The 16,750-nt window shown below is 33.3% G+C and carries 13 protein-coding genes; 5 read left to right on the forward strand and 8 right to left on the reverse strand.

The features are described 5' to 3' along the window. Positions 1-21: 21 nt before the first annotated feature. Positions 22-363, reverse strand: coding sequence for a monoheme cytochrome C (locus AJ936_RS07085; protein ID WP_070274248.1), 342 nt, complete (start codon positions 361-363; stop codon positions 22-24). 2 nt (positions 364-365) lie between these two features. Further along, entirely contained in the window at positions 366-1,604 is a 1,239-nt protein-coding gene (locus tag AJ936_RS07090) for a sulfite oxidase (protein WP_070274249.1), read from the reverse strand. Between the two features lie 203 nt (positions 1,605-1,807). On the opposite strand from AJ936_RS07090, the gene AJ936_RS07095 reads away from it, so the two are divergent. The 3 genes from AJ936_RS07095 (at position 1,808) to AJ936_RS07105 (ending at position 9,195) form a co-directional block, all read left to right on the forward strand. Continuing rightward, on the forward strand, positions 1,808-3,115 hold the full coding sequence (locus tag AJ936_RS07095; protein ID WP_070274250.1) for a Na+/H+ antiporter family protein: 1,308 nt from the start codon (positions 1,808-1,810) through the stop codon (positions 3,113-3,115). A 134-nt stretch (positions 3,116-3,249) separates the two neighbouring features. Further along, positions 3,250-7,740, forward strand: a complete 4,491-nt coding sequence (gltB, locus tag AJ936_RS07100; protein WP_070274251.1) for a glutamate synthase large subunit — start codon at positions 3,250-3,252, stop codon at positions 7,738-7,740. 9 nt (positions 7,741-7,749) lie between these two features. Then, the gene (locus AJ936_RS07105) at positions 7,750-9,195 is read left to right on the forward strand and encodes a glutamate synthase subunit beta (RefSeq protein WP_070274252.1); all 1,446 of its coding nucleotides are present in this window, start codon (positions 7,750-7,752) and stop codon (positions 9,193-9,195) included. Here the strand turns inward: AJ936_RS07105 and AJ936_RS07110 are convergent, their stop codons facing one another. The 3 genes from AJ936_RS07110 to AJ936_RS07120 form a co-directional block, all read right to left on the reverse strand. Continuing rightward, positions 9,196-9,771, reverse strand: coding sequence for a ribonuclease HII (locus AJ936_RS07110; protein ID WP_070274253.1), 576 nt, complete (start codon positions 9,769-9,771; stop codon positions 9,196-9,198). 32 nt (positions 9,772-9,803) lie between these two features. Beyond that, complete coding sequence (locus AJ936_RS07115) at positions 9,804-10,043, reverse strand: ComEA family DNA-binding protein (protein ID WP_044778569.1); 240 nt, start codon at positions 10,041-10,043, stop codon at positions 9,804-9,806. A 64-nt stretch (positions 10,044-10,107) separates the two neighbouring features. After that, entirely contained in the window at positions 10,108-10,755 is a 648-nt protein-coding gene (locus AJ936_RS07120) for a ferritin family protein (RefSeq protein ID WP_002855562.1), read from the reverse strand. 158 nt (positions 10,756-10,913) lie between these two features. Between AJ936_RS07120 and ilvD the strand changes: the two genes are divergently transcribed. Then, the gene (gene ilvD / locus AJ936_RS07125; protein ID WP_052949447.1) at positions 10,914-12,590 is read left to right on the forward strand and encodes a dihydroxy-acid dehydratase; all 1,677 of its coding nucleotides are present in this window, start codon (positions 10,914-10,916) and stop codon (positions 12,588-12,590) included. Between the two features lie 11 nt (positions 12,591-12,601). On the opposite strand, the gene AJ936_RS07130 is transcribed toward ilvD, so the two are convergent. Beyond that, positions 12,602-13,126 carry a YagU family protein gene (locus AJ936_RS07130; protein ID WP_002860860.1) on the reverse strand — a complete coding sequence of 175 codons (525 nt, stop codon included), beginning with the start codon at positions 13,124-13,126 and terminating at the stop codon, positions 12,602-12,604. Positions 13,127-13,217: 91 nt separating this feature from the next. Beyond that, positions 13,218-14,444 (reverse strand): HD domain-containing protein, encoded by a 1,227-nt coding sequence (locus tag AJ936_RS07135; RefSeq protein ID WP_044779735.1) that lies wholly within the window; start codon positions 14,442-14,444, stop codon positions 13,218-13,220. 76 nt (positions 14,445-14,520) lie between these two features. Here AJ936_RS07135 and queC point away from each other — a divergent pair, with 76 nt between their 5' ends. Further along, entirely contained in the window at positions 14,521-15,195 is a 675-nt protein-coding gene (gene queC / locus AJ936_RS07140; RefSeq protein WP_002871557.1) for a 7-cyano-7-deazaguanine synthase QueC, read from the forward strand. Between the two features lie 20 nt (positions 15,196-15,215). Here queC and dsbI read toward each other — a convergent pair whose 3' ends face one another. Next, positions 15,216-16,742 carry a disulfide bond formation protein DsbI gene (gene dsbI / locus AJ936_RS07145; RefSeq protein WP_070274254.1) on the reverse strand — a complete coding sequence of 509 codons (1,527 nt, stop codon included), beginning with the start codon at positions 16,740-16,742 and terminating at the stop codon, positions 15,216-15,218. Between the last annotated feature and the right edge of the window lie 8 nt (positions 16,743-16,750).

Genomic DNA, 16,750 nt, shown 5'->3' on the forward strand with positions numbered 1-16,750 from the left:
ATCATTGAAGAAATGATTTCTTCAATGAGTTTTGCTTTGTAAGAATATAGCTAGAGGAATTCTTCTTCTTGTATCGTATTTTTCTCCATAATATTTTTCAAGATAATTTAAAATTTTTTCTTCATCTTCAGGTTCTATTTCCCAAAGTCCTTCACTATCTTGCATCCATCTTATAGCTGCTAACCAAGCTTTTCTACTTGCGTGCATATTGGTAATGAGATTGGATCCATGACAAGCTAAGCAATTTGCTTCCACTAAAGGTGAATCAGGATCGATAATCAATCCTGTATCAGGGTTAATTTCAAGATTTTGAGCCCAACTTGCACTTAAAAACAATGCTAAGATCAATATAATTTTTTTCATTCTTAAACTCCATAAACATTAACTCTATGGCATGCATTATTGATATATCCTCCTGGATTCCACTGTGCTAAAACCATAGGTTGACTGTTACCTTGACTATCGATAGCTCTTGCCCAAATTTCATAATATCCTTTTGTCGGTATTGATATTTGAGCACTCCATTTTTGCCATGCTAATCTATTTAATGGTTTTTCTACTTTTGCTTTGGTCCATGTTACGCCATAATCATTGCTTACATAAACTTCACTAACTTCAAGTTCGCCAGCCCAAGCTTTACCTCTAACTTCAAATTTTTTATTTGCTTTTATTTCAGAACCATTTTTGATATTAGTGATTACAGATCTTACAGGCATTGATTCTATGATTTTCATCTCGCCTTTATAGTTAAAATCTCCTGGTTTTACTGGATTTACAGGAACTTTATAAGAACCTTCCATTTTTTCACCATCATGAATTTTATTTCTTACTGAAATTTTATAAAGCCATTTACCGCTTGTACTTGCAGGGTAACCACCACAAACAAGTCTAAGTGGATAGCCATTAACTAAAGGAATATCTTTGCCTTCATAAGCCCAAGCTATTAGAGTTTCATCTTGTAAAGCTTTAGAAATAGGAACCCCTCTACTAATAGGTGAAGTTTCTTCACCGTTTAATTTTGTATCTATACCATAATATCCGATATACACCGCATCATTTTTGATGCCACAATCTTTTAAAATATCTTTTAAACGCACTCCTGTCCATCTACCACAAGCTACTGCACCATAACCCCATTGAGTTCCTTTTGTGCTAGGTATAACTTCAGATCTACCATTTCCACCGCATTCAACTGTTAAGGCATAAGTATAGGTTTTAAATTTATTTTTTAAATCCTCTATGGTGTAAGATTTTTTATTGATAATGCTTTCTCCATCTATTTCTAAAGTCCAACCTTTATGAAGTCTTTCTTTTATCGTTTCTAGGCTTGGTGGTAAGCCATTATTTCTAACAAAGAAATTTTCAGGTTTTGTAAAATCAGAATCAAGAGCATAAATTTCAGTTTCTGCTGTTAATGGTTTTTCACCATGATAGATAAGATCTTTTTTACCTTCTATTTTAAAATCAGGTAATTCTTTTGCCAAAGCCTTACTTCCTAAAAAATTCTCAAAAGAAAAATTTGACAATACACTAATGCCAAATAAACCAAGTCCTATATTTTTTAGAAAGTCTCTACGATTTTCTTTTTGATCGTTCTGTTTCATTGAAATATCCTTAAATATTTATATAATCTTTTATTTTATTATAAATTTTAAAAATTTAAATAATTAATTATATTAATTATTTAAATTAAAAAAATTAATTATTTTTATAATTTTACATATTAAATAAAATCATCATATGTTCGAGTTTTATTACATTTTAACTAAGTTTTTTCTACAATTAAATTTTTAAAATTATTTAAGGAATGATTTTGACTTTACTTACTAATCCTATCATTATCAGTGTTGTTTTGATGACTTTACTTTGTTTGTTTCGTTTTAATGTGCTTTTGAGTCTTTTGATTTCAGCTCTTGTTGCAGGTGTATTTTCTCATCTTGAACTCGTAGATACTATGAATATACTTATAAGCGGAATGAAGGAAAATTTAAAAACAGCTCTTAGCTATATACTCTTAGGGGCCATTGCCGCAGCGATTTCAAAGACAAATTTAACTGCATATTTGATTAAGATAGTAAGCCATTTTATATCTCATAAAAAATATTTATTGCTTTTGTCTATAGCTTTGATTTCTTGTTTTTCTCAAAATTTAATTCCTATTCATGTGGCTTTTATACCTTTGTTAATTCCACCTCTTTTAAGTCTTTTTAATAAACTTAAAATCGATCGTAGAGCGGTTGCTTGTGCTTTAACTTTTGGACTTACTACGCCTTATATGGTTTTGCCAGTAGGCTTTGGACTTACTTTTCAAGATCTTTTAAAAGATAATTTAAATGCAAATAATGTAAGTGTATCTTTAAATGATGTTACAAATACTATGTATTTTGCTGCTATTTGTATGATAACAGGACTTTTTCTAGCGCTTTTTGTGTTTTATCGTAAGCCAAGAGAGTATCAAGAAGTAGAAATTGCTAAAGTGAATTTAGAAAATCTTGAAATGACTCGTAAGGAATGGGGCGTTTTAGCTGGGCTTGTTTTAACTTTAATTTTGCAAATTTTGACTATGAATTTACCTTTATCAGGGCTTTTGGGTTTTGTTTTAATGGTTATTTTGGGTGGAGTTGAATTTTCAAAAGTCAATGAAGTTTTTGATGATGGGCTTAAAATGATGGGTTTTATAGCTTTTGTTATCCTTGTTGCTGCAGGATATGGAGAAGTTTTAAAAGAAAGTGGATCAGTAGTAGAGCTTGTAAATTCAGTCGTTCCTTGGATGGAGCAAAGTAAATTTTTAGCAGTATTTTTCATGCTTTTAATAGGACTTATCATCACTATGGGTATAGGTACTTCTTTTGGAACTATACCTATCATAGCTACGCTTTTTTGTCCTATTTGTTTGGAACTTGGTTTTGGTACAGCACTTATTATATTTATCTTAGGAGTAGCAGGAGCTTTAGGAGATGCAGGAAGTCCAGCCAGTGAAACAACCATGGGAACCACTGTAGGATTAAATGCTGATAAGCAACACGATCACATTAAAGATACTTGTATACCAACTTTTATTTTTTATAATGGCCCATTATTGATTTTAGGTAGTATTATCGCCATGTTTTTATAATTTTTACAAATCTATCAAAATATTTTTTAATTTATTTATTTTTAAGATAAAAATTATATCGATTTTAAAAAAATGTATGCTATAATCCTTTATAAAGCTAACAAAATTTAAATCAGTCTTATAAGGAGAGCAGAATGGATTTAGAAAATATCCTAGAAAATAATCAAAGCATAGGTTTATATCACCCAAAGAACGAACATGATGCCTGCGGTATCGCTGCAATTGCTAATATACGCGGTATTGCCTCTTATAAGGTTATTTGTGATGCTTTAGAAATTTTGATGAATCTTGAGCACCGAGGTGGTGCAGGAGCTGAAGAAAATTCAGGTGATGGGGCGGGGATTTTGATCCAAATTCCACATGATTTTTTTAAAACTCAAGAATTGGGTTTTGAACTTCCTAAAAAGGGTGATTATGCCGTAGCACAGATGTTTTTATCACCCAATACTGATGCAAAAGAAGAAGCAAAAGAGATATTTTTACAAGGTTTAAAGGATAAAAAACTTGAATTTTTAGGTTTTAGAGAAGTGCCTTTTAATCCTAGCGATATAGGTGTAAGTGCTTTAAAAGCTATGCCTTATTTTTTACAAGCCTTTGTGAAAAAACCAAGTAAAATAAGTGCAGGACTTGAGTTTGAAAGAGTGCTTTATAGTACGCGTCGCCTTATAGAAAAAAGAGCTATTAATGTGCCAAAATTTTATTTTTCAAGTTTTTCTTCACGTACCATAGTTTATAAAGGAATGCTTCTTTCAACTCAATTGAGCGATTTTTATCTTGATTTTAAAGATGTCAATATGAAATCAGCCATCGCTTTGGTGCATTCTCGCTTTTCGACTAATACTTTTCCAAGTTGGGAAAGAGCCCACCCAAACCGTTATATGGTGCATAATGGAGAGATTAATACCATACGCGGAAATGTTGATAGCATAAGAGCTAGAGAAGGCTTGATGCAAAGTGAGTATTTTGAAAATTTAGATGAAATTTTTCCCATCATAGCTAAACCTAGCAGTGATTCTGCAATGTTTGATAATACTTTAGAATTTTTAGCTCTAAATGGTCGTACTTTAGAAGAAGCTTTTATGATGATGGTGCCAGAACCTTGGCATAAAAATGAAAATATGGAAAGCAAAAAGCGTGCTTTTTATGAATATCATTCTTTATTGATGGAGCCTTGGGATGGACCTGCTGCTATAGTTTTTACTGATGGAGTGATTATGGGGGCGAGTTTGGATAGAAATGGTTTTCGTCCTTCAAGGTATTATCTTACAAAAGATGATATGCTCATACTTTCAAGTGAAACAGGGGCTTTAAAACTTGATGAAAAAAATATCAAAGCTAAAAAACGCTTAGAACCTGGAAAACTTTTACTCGTTGATACAGCAAGAGGTAGGGTTATAGCTGATAATGAAATCAAAGAGCATTATGCTAATGCTAAACCTTATAAAAAATGGCTTAAAAATTTAGTTGAACTTGAAAAACAAAAAAGCGGAGTTTATAAACATCAGTTTTTAAAAGAAGATGAGGTTTTAAAACTCCAAAAAGCTTTTGGTTGGAGTTATGATGAGCTTAAAATGAGTGTGGCTGCTATGGCTCAAAATGGTAAAGAAGCTATAGCAGCTATGGGTGTAGATACTCCTTTGGCTATACTTTCTAAAACTTATCAACCTTTGTATAATTATTTTAAACAACTTTTTGCACAAGTAACCAATCCTCCCCTTGATGCCATAAGAGAAGAGATCGTTACTTCTACAAGGATTTATCTAGGAAGCGAAGGCAATTTATTAAAACCTGATGAAAACAATGCAAAACGCGTAAAAATAGCCTTGCCTGTGATAAGCAATGAAGAACTTTTTGAAGTTAAGGCTTTAAATAAATTTCAAGTTAAAGAATTTTCTATACTTTATGATTATTCTAAAAAAACTTTAGAAAAGGCTTTAGATGAACTTTGCGTTAAGATAGAAGATGAGGTTAAAAAAGGTGTTTCTATTATCATTTTAAGTGATAAAGGAGTGGATGAAAAAAACGCTTATATCCCCGCTTTGCTTGCTGTTTCTGGAGTGCATAATCATCTAGTAAGAAAAAATTTAAGAACACACACAAGTCTTATTATCGAAAGTGGTGAACCTAGAGAAATTCATCATTTTGCATGTCTTTTAGGTTATGGTGCGACTGTTATTAATCCTTATTTGGTTTATGAGAGCATACAAAAACTTATTGTCAATAAAGATTTAAATTTAAGTTATGAAAAGGCGGTAGAAAATTTCATCAAGGCAAGTTCAAGTGGCATAGTCAAAATTGCTTCTAAAATGGGAGTTTCTACCTTGCAAAGTTATAATGGCTCTGCACTTTTTGAATGTTTGGGCTTAAGCTCTAAGGTGATTGATAAATACTTCACTTCTACAACTTCACGCATTGAAGGTATGGATTTAGAAGATTTTGAAAAAGAACTCATTGCTTTACACAAACATGCTTTTAACGATACACATAAGGCTTTAGATTCTAAAGGAATTCATGGTTTTAGAAGTGCTAAAGAAGAACATTTAATCGATCCGCTTGTGATTTTTAATCTTCAGCAAGCCTGTCGCAACAAAGACTATAAAAGTTTTAAAAAATACTCGGCTTTAGTAGATGAAAAACAAGTTAATTTGCGTTCTTTGATGGAATTTGATTTTAGTGAAGCTATCAGTATAGATAAGGTTGAAAGTGTAGAAAGTATAGTTAAACGCTTTAGAACAGGGGCGATGAGTTATGGTTCTATTTCTAAAGAAGCACACGAGTGTTTAGCACAAGCTATGAATAAAATAGGTGCTAAATCAAATTCAGGCGAAGGTGGCGAGGATGAAGAACGCTATGAAATCAAAGAGGGTGTGGATAAAAACTCAGCCATTAAGCAAGTAGCAAGTGGGCGTTTTGGCGTGGATTTAAACTACTTAAGTCATGCAAAAGAAATTCAAATCAAAGTCGCTCAAGGCGCAAAACCAGGTGAAGGCGGACAATTAATGGGCTTTAAAGTCTATCCTTGGATAGCCAAGGCTAGACATTCTACTGCAGGTGTGACGCTTATTTCCCCACCTCCTCATCATGATATTTATTCTATAGAAGATTTGGCTCAACTTATTTATGACCTAAAAAATGTTAACAAAGACGCTAAAATTTCAGTAAAACTTGTAAGCGAAAATGGCATAGGAACGGTTGCTGCAGGTGTGGCTAAGGCAGGAGCGAATTTAATCCTTGTTTCAGGTTATGATGGAGGTACGGGTGCAAGTCCTAGGACTTCTATACCGCATGCAGGAATTCCTTGGGAGTTAGGTTTGGCTGAAACACATCAAACTTTGATTTTAAATAAGCTTAGAGATAGGGTAAGATTAGAAACTGATGGAAAGCTTATGAATGGGCGTGATTTAGCCATAGCGGCACTTTTAGGAGCTGAAGAATTTGGTTTTGCAACCGCGCCTTTGATTGTTTTAGGTTGTACGATGATGAGAGTTTGTCATCTAAATACCTGTCCTTTTGGTATAGCCACTCAAGATACAGAACTTAGAGATCGTTTTAAGGGCAAAGTAGATGATGTGATTAATTTCATGTATTTTATAGCCCAGGAGCTTAGAGAATACATGGCAAGGCTTGGTTTTGAACGCCTAGATGATATGATAGGTCGTGTGGATAAACTCCGCCAAAAAAGTGTGCAAGGTAAAGCAGGAAAGCTAAATTTAGATAAAATTTTAAAATCCTTGCCTACTTATAATAGAACTGCTGTGCATTTTAAAGATTATAAAGACAATAAACTTGAAAAAACGATTGATTATAGAATTTTACTACCACTTTGTAAAAATGCTGTGGAGAAAAAAGAGCCTATCAAACTTTCTTTAGAAGTAGGAAATCAAAGTCGTACTTTTGCAACTATGCTTTCAAGTGAAATTTTAAAAACTTATGGAAAAGATGCTTTAGATGAAGATAGTATCCATATCAAAGCTATAGGCAATGCAGGTAATAGCTTTGGAGCGTTTTTGTTAAAGGGCATTAAACTTGAGATTATAGGCGATAGCAATGATTATTTAGGCAAGGGTTTAAGTGGTGGCAAAATCATAGCAAAAATTTCAAATGAAGCTACTTTTTCGCCTGAAGAAAATATCATCGCAGGAAATGCTTGTTTATATGGAGCAACTGAGGGTGAAGTGTATTTAGATGGTATAGCAGGGGAAAGATTTTGTGTAAGAAATTCAGGAGCTTTGGCTGTGGTTTTAGGAACAGGCGTGCATGGTTGTGAATATATGACAGGTGGGCAAGTTGTAGTTCTTGGAGATGTGGGTGCGAATTTCGCTGCTGGTATGAGTGGGGGCGTTGTTTATATTTTTGGAAGACACAATGAAGCTCATGTAAATACCGAGCTTGTGGATATTAAAGATCTTAATGCTAAGGATGAAAAAGAATTAAAAGCTGTGATAGAAAAACATATCGCTTATACAGATTCTAAAAAGGCTAAAGATATTTTAGAAAAATTCGATAAAAAAGACTTTTTTAAAGTCATGCCAAGAGATTATGAAAAGATGTTAAAAATGCTTGATCTTTGTAAAAATGAAAAAGATCCAAATTTAGCAGCATTTTTGAAAATCACGCAAAAATAAGGAGTAAAAATGGGAAATGCAAGAGGTTTTTTAGACTTTAAAAGAATGGATTTTAAAAAAATTGCTCCTAAGGAAAGGGTTTTAAATTACAAAGAATTTACAACGCTTTTAGACAAGAAAGAACAAGAAATTCAGGGCGGACGATGTATGGATTGTGGTGTGGCCTTTTGTCATACGGGCGTGATGAGCGAAGGAAAAGATATAGGCTGTCCTTTAAACAATCTCATTCCTGAATGGAACGATCTTATTTATCGTTCTTTATGGGAAGAAGCTTATGAAAGACTTGATCTTACCAATCCTTTTCCTGAATTTACCGGTCGTGTTTGCCCTGCTCCTTGTGAGGATTCTTGTGTGTGTGCGATAAATGGTGTTAGTGTGAGCATAAAAAATAATGAATTATCCATTATAGAAAATGCTTTTAAGGAAAATTTAGTAAGAGTAAATAAACCTAAGCAATACAATGGCAAAAAAATCGCTATCATAGGAAGTGGACCCGCTGGACTTGCTTGTGCTAACACTTTAAATTCGCTAGGTTATAAAGTAAGTGTTTTTGAAAGAAGCGATAAAATAGGCGGACTTTTGATGTATGGCATCCCTGATATGAAGCTTGATAAAAGTATAGTTCAAAGACGGGTGGATTTGCTTAAAAAAAGTGGGATTGAATTTAAAGTGAATGAAAATATAGACAGCAAAGATAAGGTTTCAAAACTTCTAAAAGAATTTGATGCTTTGGTGCTTTGTACAGGAGCAAGTAAGCCTATAGATCTTGATATAGAAGGTAGAAAGCTAAAAGGGGTTGAATTTGCCCTTGATTTTTTAACGCAAAATACCAAAACTTTGTTAAAAACAGGCAAGGGTGCAGATACGGCCAAAGGTAAAAATGTCTTGGTTATAGGAAGTGGGGATACAAGTGTGGATTGTATCGCTGTAGCGACAAGACAAGGGGCTAAATCTATAGTGCGTTTTGAAAGAAGTCCAAAAAGACCTTTGCAAAGAAGCCAAAAAAATCCTTGGCCTTTAAAAGCTGACATTTTTACTACTGATTATGGTTTAGAAGAAGCCATTGCTGTATATGGCAAAGATCCTAGGGAATATCAAAAAATGACAAAGAAATTTTTAGGAAAAACTCATGTAGAAGGTGTTGAAGCAAATGATTTAAAACGCGAGTTTAAAGAAGGCAAAGCTATAAATGTCGAAATTTCAAATTCTAAAAAAACTTATAAAGCGGATTTAGTGCTTTTAGCTATGGGTTTTAGCGGGTGCGAAGAAGCTATCTCTAAAAATTTTGGAGTGAAATTAGATGAGAAAAACAACATAAACACAGAAAATTTCCAAACCACTCATAAAAAAATCTTTGCTTGTGGAGATGCTAGAAAAGGACAATCTTTAGTTGTTTGGGCTATAAAAGATGGTATAGAATGTGCTTTGAGTTTGCATCAAAATTTAGCAAAATAATCATAAAAGTTTAAAACTTTTTCGGTGGAGTTTGCAAATTCCAAATTTAGCTATAAGTTCTTTATGAGCTTTTGTGCCATAGGCTTTGTTTTTTTCAAATTCATAACAAGGAAAGTCTTTAGCTAAGAAATTCATCACCCTATCTTTACTAACTTTTGCAAGTATGCTAGCTGCACTTACTTGCAAAATGCTAGTATCGGCTTTGATTTGTGTTTTTATCCCGTTTATACCTAGGTTGGTGTTTCCATCATATAAGAAGTTATTTTCTGCTTTAAAATGCTTTTTTATAAGCTTTAAGCCTGTTTTTAAACAAGTGCTTAAGCCGAGTGTGTCGATTTGTTCTGAAGAAAAAGCAAGTATGAGATAGTTTGAATTTTTGATGATGATTTCATAAAGTTCTTCGCGTTTTTTTTCGCTTAGTTTTTTAGAATCACACAACCCATGAAGTTTTTTGTTCAGTTTGCAAGCTGCCATCATCATAGGACCTGCCAAAGCACCGCGTCCTGCTTCATCAATACCAATTAAATTTATGTCAAATTCGTTTAAAAGTTCTTTTGTGTCAAATAAAGTTTTCAAATTTTTCTAAAAAGAAGGGCAAAAATGCCCTTTTATTCTACTATGATATCATTTTTGATTTTTTCAAAAAGCTTATCACCTATGCCTTTAACTTTTTTAAGATCATCAATACTTGTAAAATTTGCTTCTTTGCGGTATTCTAAAATTGCTTTAGCCTTAGCTTCGCCAATACCATTTAAACTTTTTAATTCTTTTAGCGTTGCAGTGTTGATATTTACAGCACCAAAGAGAAAAGCCGTTAAAGCAAAAAATAAAAATAGTAATTTTTTCATTTTATTATCCTTTTATTAAAAAATAATTGTAATATTATCTTAAAAAGGATAAGAATTTCTTAACTTAACCCAAAAATTCGCGTTTAAAATACTCTTTTGGTGCTTTACATAAAGGACAGGCTGCTGGAGCTTTTTTGCCACGATGTATATGTCCACATACTTCACAAACCCATAATTCTTCTACTTCGCTATTAAAAAATTCTTCTTCTTCAAGCATTTTTTTAAGTGCTAGATATTCTCTTTCGTGTTCTATCTCTACTTTACCAATAGCTGTAAATAATCTCGCTATAGCCTTTTTGCCTTCATCTTCAGCAATTTTTGCAAAATTTGGATACATAGTTGTGTGCTCATAGTTTTCACCTTCTGCAGCACTTACTAGATTTTTTGTAGTTACCTCTAAAGGTTTGCCATCAACGATTTCATGATAAGCTTTAAATTCTGCTCTTGCATGCCATTTTTCATTTTCAGCTGCTTCTCTAAAATGTCTAGCAACCGCGTGCCAACCTTCTTCTTCAGCTACATCAGCAAACAAATCGTATTTGTTTCTTGCCATAGATTCGCCTGCAAAAGCTTTCATCAAATTTACTGCAGTTAAATCTGTAGTGATACATTTCATTTCTTCACCACAACAACTAAGTTTACCACCGCCTACATTTTGAACTTCTACTTCATTGCCACATTTTTGGCATTTATAGGTTTCATATTGTCTCATTTTGACTCCTTTTTGATTATCAAAAAGCATTGTATTATAAAAAAATATTTTTGTCAATTAATAATTTTTATCATTTATGAAAATGTATATCAAAATAAATTTCACAAAAATTAAGCTTTGCTAAATATAATTTTAAAAAATTATTATCAGGAGTTACAATGAGAAGCGATGCGATAAAAAAAGGACATTTAAAAGCACCTAATCGTTCTTTACTTCGTGCTTGTGGTTTGAAAGATGAAGATTTTGACAAACCTTTTATAGGTGTAGCAAATAGCTATATAGACATAATCCCAGGGCATTATTTTTTAAATGATTATGCTAAAATCATTAAAGATGAGATACGCAAAAATGGTTGTGTGCCTTTTGAGTTTAATACCATAGGTGTAGATGATGGTATAGCTATGGGGCATGAAGGTATGCTTTATTCTTTACCAAGTCGTGAAATTATCGCAAATTCCATTGAAACAGTGATGAATGCTCATCAACTTGATGCTTTAATCTGTATCCCAAACTGCGATAAAATCACTCCTGGTATGTTAATGGGAGCTTTAAGGGTTAATGTTCCAACCATTTTTGTAAGTGGTGGGCCTATGGCTTCAGGAGTAACCAAAAAAGGAGAAAAGATCAGTCTTAGCTCTGTTTTTGAAGCTGTAGGGGCTTATGAAGCCAAAAAAATTAGCGAAGAAGAATTTAAAGACATAGAATGTTCAGCCTGTCCAAGTGGTGGATCTTGCTCGGGAATGTTTACGGCAAATTCCATGAATACCTTATGCGAAGCTATGGGTATAGCACTAGAAGGTAATGGAACCATTTTAGCTTTAAGCAAAGAAAGAGAAGAGCTTTTAAGAAAAGCAGCGCGTCGTATTTGTGAAATCGCCTTAGATGAGCGTTTTAAAATTCGCAATATCATCACTCAAAAAGCCGTGCGTAATGCTATGGTAGTAGATATGGCAATGGGTGGAAGTAGCAATACTGTTTTACACATGCTTGCCATTTCACGTGAAGCAGGGGTAGCACTAGATATTAAAGATTTAAATTTCATCTCAAGCAAAGTTGCACACATAGCAAAAATAGCCCCATCGCTAAATAGTGTTTATATGGATGATATCCACAAAGCAGGAGGTGTGAGTGCAGTTATGGCTGAAATTTCAAGCAGACAAGGACATATTTTAGAACTTGATGCACTGACTATCACAGGAGAAAGTCTCAAAGAACGCTTAAAAAATGCCAAAATCAAAGATGAAAATATCATTCGTAGAGTAGATAATGCTTACTCAAAAGTAGGTGGACTTGCTATTTTGTTTGGAAATTTAGCTGAGCAAGGTTGTGTTATAAAAACCGCAGGAATAGTTGGAAAAAGAAAATTTAAAGGCAAAGCTGTTTGTTTTAACTCTCAAGATGAAGCTATAAAAGGCATTATCAAAGGCAAGGTGCAAAAAGGAAATGTTTGTGTGATACGCTATGAAGGTCCAAAAGGTGGCCCTGGTATGCAAGAAATGTTAAGTCCTACTTCACTTTTAATGGGTATGGGTTTGGGTGCTGATGTGGCTTTAATCACCGATGGTCGTTTTAGCGGGGCTACAAGGGGTTTAAGCGTGGGTCATATTTCCCCTGAAGCAGCTGAAGGTGGTCTTATAGGACTTTTAAAAGATGGAGATGAAATAGAAATTGATGTAGATGCTTATACCATCCATGCAAATTTAAGCGAAGAAGAAATCGCTAAACGCAAAAAAGAATTTGTATTACCTCAAAAAGAAGTGCCTTCAAGATGGCTTAGAATGTATCAAAAACTTGTTAGCAATGCTAGTAAAGGTGCAGTTTTAGATATGGAATGAAAGGAAACCTTTCATTCTTCTATTTCTTTAGTTATACGATTTCTTATATCTCTACGAACTATTTCCATACCCCACAGCCAAACAATATGGCCAAAAATTTCAGACAGGTGTTCATCAAAAGGAATTTCAGAAAGTGGTGGAACTTCTGCAATTAAAGGCATTACAATAACATGGGCAAAAAGATAAACAAAAAATCCAAAAACTGCACCTTGCCACATAGTAATGCGGTGCCATTTTTCCGCTATCATACAATAAGCCACTCCAAAAACAATAGAAAAACCAACATGCACTATAAAAATTGACAAAGGCATTTGCATACCTGAAAACATATAAGTCCAATCAGTAGGTAAGCCTAGTTGTTCTAGAAAAATTTTAGGTGGAGTAACACGTTCTAAAGCATCTGCTGGCCAAAAAACATTGGGATTTCTTGGAGGAAAAGGTACTTCCCAACCCCATTTAACAATAGCTCCGAAAATACCCGCTAATATACCTATAAAAAAGGCTAAAGTATAGCGCTTTTGAAAGTATTTTTTCATAATAACTCCTTTATATTTTATACAAAATAAAATTTGAATTTATAATATTTTTGTTTAAAATATATTGAAAATAGGAGCATAAAAATCTTATTTAAATTTTAAAATACTCTCTTAAACTTTCACAAATTTCAAAAAAATTTACCCCATCTATAGTAGGATTTTCTTTAAAAAACTCATGCATTCCTAAAAAACCACTTTCAAGTTCTTTAGACTTTACACCATAGCTTATACTAAGTCCTGCTTCTATAAAAGCAGCGATTTTATCACAGTATTTAAGCGCCTTACCATCTATAGCACCAAATTCATTTTCATTAAAAGAGCTTAAACTTCCGCTACAAAGTTCTATTTTAGCATTTTTATAAGTGCGATTTTCAAACTCATTTTTTACAAAATTTGACTCATCATTTCTACCTTCTCTAATGCCTAAAATATAAGAAAATTCAGCCCTTAAACCCTCAGGAACGAAGGGTAAAATTCTCTCATTAATAAGTTTCATTTCATAATCATTTATAATATCATGAAGCCCATCAATGCCGTATTTTACAGGGCTTATAATATCACGCGTTAAAGACTCTGGCAAATCATGAAACAAAGCACAATAAAAATTATTCTCAAGTCTTTTATCACAAGATTTGATTTTTAGTGAGTAAAAATATCCTAAAATCGCCACCACAAGCATATGTCCTAAAACCGCAGTTTCTGGTATGCGTGGAGTTTGAGCCCAACGCTTTTGAAAGCGAAGTCTTCCGCTAAGATCAATAATTTTTGCAATTTTTTGATTTAAAGCGATTTTTCTAGCTCCTATAAGCTCATAGTAATCTTCTAATTCTTCTTCAACTTTATTTTTTATCTCATCAATATCATTTAAAAAAGCTGAGGTTTGATAAACTATGTTAAATTCCCATCTTGTAGCAAAATACGAAGCTGCTTTTAAGATAAGCCTTTCTTTAGCGTAAGCATTGCCGTTTAAATACGCTTCAAAACGCTTTAAAAACTCTCCTTCTTCTATATCTTCTATCATAGGTTCGATTTTGCTTAAAACCCAAGCATTAACTTCAGCTTTTTTTTGACGCACGATTTCATGATACACATCAGGGCGTATATCGGTTACTACCACACGACTTAAAAACTCAAAAATTCCCCCTTCTATAATCACTCTCATATCCACATCTTTTTCCATTTTAGCGATAAAATATGCGATGATGAATTTATGAGCTTGTTTGTCAAGCTCAACCAAATTTGCCATTCTTGGATAATCATTCCAACGACTGATAGAAGCGGCTTTAAAAATGTGTTCTATGAGTTTTATGTTTATCATGCTTTTGCCTTTTTTGCAATTTAAATTTAAAAATTTTCGTTAAAATTGCGAAATTATAGCAAATTTAAGGATAAAAATGAGTAAAAAAGCACTTTGTATCATAAGTGGCGGTATGGATAGCACTTTGTGTGCTTATCTAGCCAAAAAAGAAGGTTATGAAATCATCGCTTTGCATTTTGATTATGAACAACGCACTCAAGAGAAAGAAAGAGAATGTTTTAAGCAAATTTGCAAGGCTTTAAAAGTAGAAAAATCTTATATTTTAGATGTGAGTTTTATCAAAGATATAGGGGGTAATGCCTTAACCGATAAAAGTATAGACATTCCTAAAAATGAGCTTTGCATAAGCGATACCCCACCTATCACCTATGTGCCTTTTCGCAATGGAATTTTCTTAAGCATAGCAGGATCTTTGGCTGAAAAGGAAAATTGTGAGAGTATTTTTATAGGGGTGGTAGAAGAAGATGGCAGTGGTTATCCTGACTGTACTGATGAGTTTATACAAAAGGCACAAGAATTTATCAATGAAGGCACGAGTAAGAATTTCAAAGTTTATATAAAAACTCCGCTTGTTAGACTGAACAAAGCTAAAATTGTAGAACTAGCCTTAAAAGAAAATGTACCTTTAGAACTTACTTGGTCTTGTTATGAGAGTGAAGATGAAGCATGTGGGGAGTGCGATAGTTGTTTGCTTCGTTTAAGAGGTTTTGAAAAAGCAGGGTTTAAAGATAAGATCAAATATAAGTCCTAGTTTTCACTAGGACTTAAAGCTTAGTTTAGAGTATAAAGCTTGTTTGCTCCATCTTGATAAGAAAGAATGTTGATTTTTCCATCTTTAAAGAAAATGCTTCTAGCATTAGTGATAGAGCTTGGGAAAGCGATAGTTTTTACTACTTCTTCCTTAACTGGATCAATTACGGCAATCACATTGTGATTTTTGCTTAGTGCATAAATTTCTCCATCTTTAAAAGTCATAGAAGTTACATAAAGATCGCCTAAAGTTTTACCTTCTTTAAGATTTGCTTTTGGAGTAAATTCTCCTGAAAGAACACGATCTTTTAAAGAAACTTTAGAGATTACAAAAGTTTTAGCGTCTTTGTTGTTTGGAACGGTTGCAAGATAAAGATAATTTTCATCTGTAGTTATGCTTGCTACATGGTTAAATTTTGCTCTTACAGTATCAAGTCTTCCACGACCTAAACCTTCACCTTGGCCTTTAAATTTATCATTACCTTTTACAAAATCAGCGTATTGTTTAGCGATATCTTCTTCACTTGCATTAGGATTTTTTGCAAATCTTAAGAAAGATTTGTTTGAGCCCATAAGAATGAATTTATCGTTCATATAAGGTATGATGCCAATAATTGGATCAATAGAAGCTGAAAAATAAGGATCAAGCTCAAAACCTTCTTTAACGCTAAAATTATTGTCTAAGAAAGCCACATCCCATTTAGAGCTTGCTACAAATTCATTGTTGATATAATCAAGAGTATTGATGGCTTTGTCAAAATTTATAGTTTGTTCATTTGTGATTTTAAGCTCATCATTGATTTTTGCAAATGGAGCATTGTTGATATCATTATCAAATTTTATGCCAAGTTTTTCACTTGCAGGTGCAAAAGCATAATCAGGAGCTTTAACATCGCGCTTTCCTAAGAAAGAAATATTTTGCCATAAACCATTCCAACCTTCTTTACTCCAAATGATGTATTTTGGATTTAAGCTAAATCTTACAGGATCGCCTTGTCCTACATAAGGAGGAATTCCTGTGCTTACAAAAGCTTGGAAAACATTTGAAGCTACTACAATCGCACTGATAACTACAGCTGCGAGAGAAAATTTCGTATATTTTCTAAATTTTTCTCCATTTAATTCTGCTTCAAAAGCATTAAATTTAGGAGCAAAAGCAAAAATCACACCTAAAAGCAATACAACAGCCCAAAATACCACTTCAGCCCAAAAATAAGTATGGATACCAAAAACTGCTAAACCAAAACCTTGATCTAAATCTCTATGAGCGTGATTGCCATAGTGAGCAAAAGATTGATAAAGGCCTACTGCTGTCATGATTAAAAGAGCAGCAAGGTATTTACCTTTCATACCATAACGAACAATGAAAAGCGCCATCACACCGATAAAGATCATTGCTTCTCTTTGTCCCCAGCAAAGCGTGCAGGGACTATCACCCAACATATAACCAAATACAAAATTTGCAATACCTACAGGTAAGAGTATGATCAAAAAGCCTGCTAAACACATTAGCGTGTAGAAATTTTTTGTTTTATTGATTTCGTTCATTTAGCCCT

The sequence above is a fragment of the Campylobacter sp. BCW_6877 genome, from assembly GCF_001762445.1.
GTDB classification, from domain to species: domain Bacteria; phylum Campylobacterota; class Campylobacteria; order Campylobacterales; family Campylobacteraceae; genus Campylobacter_D; species Campylobacter_D jejuni.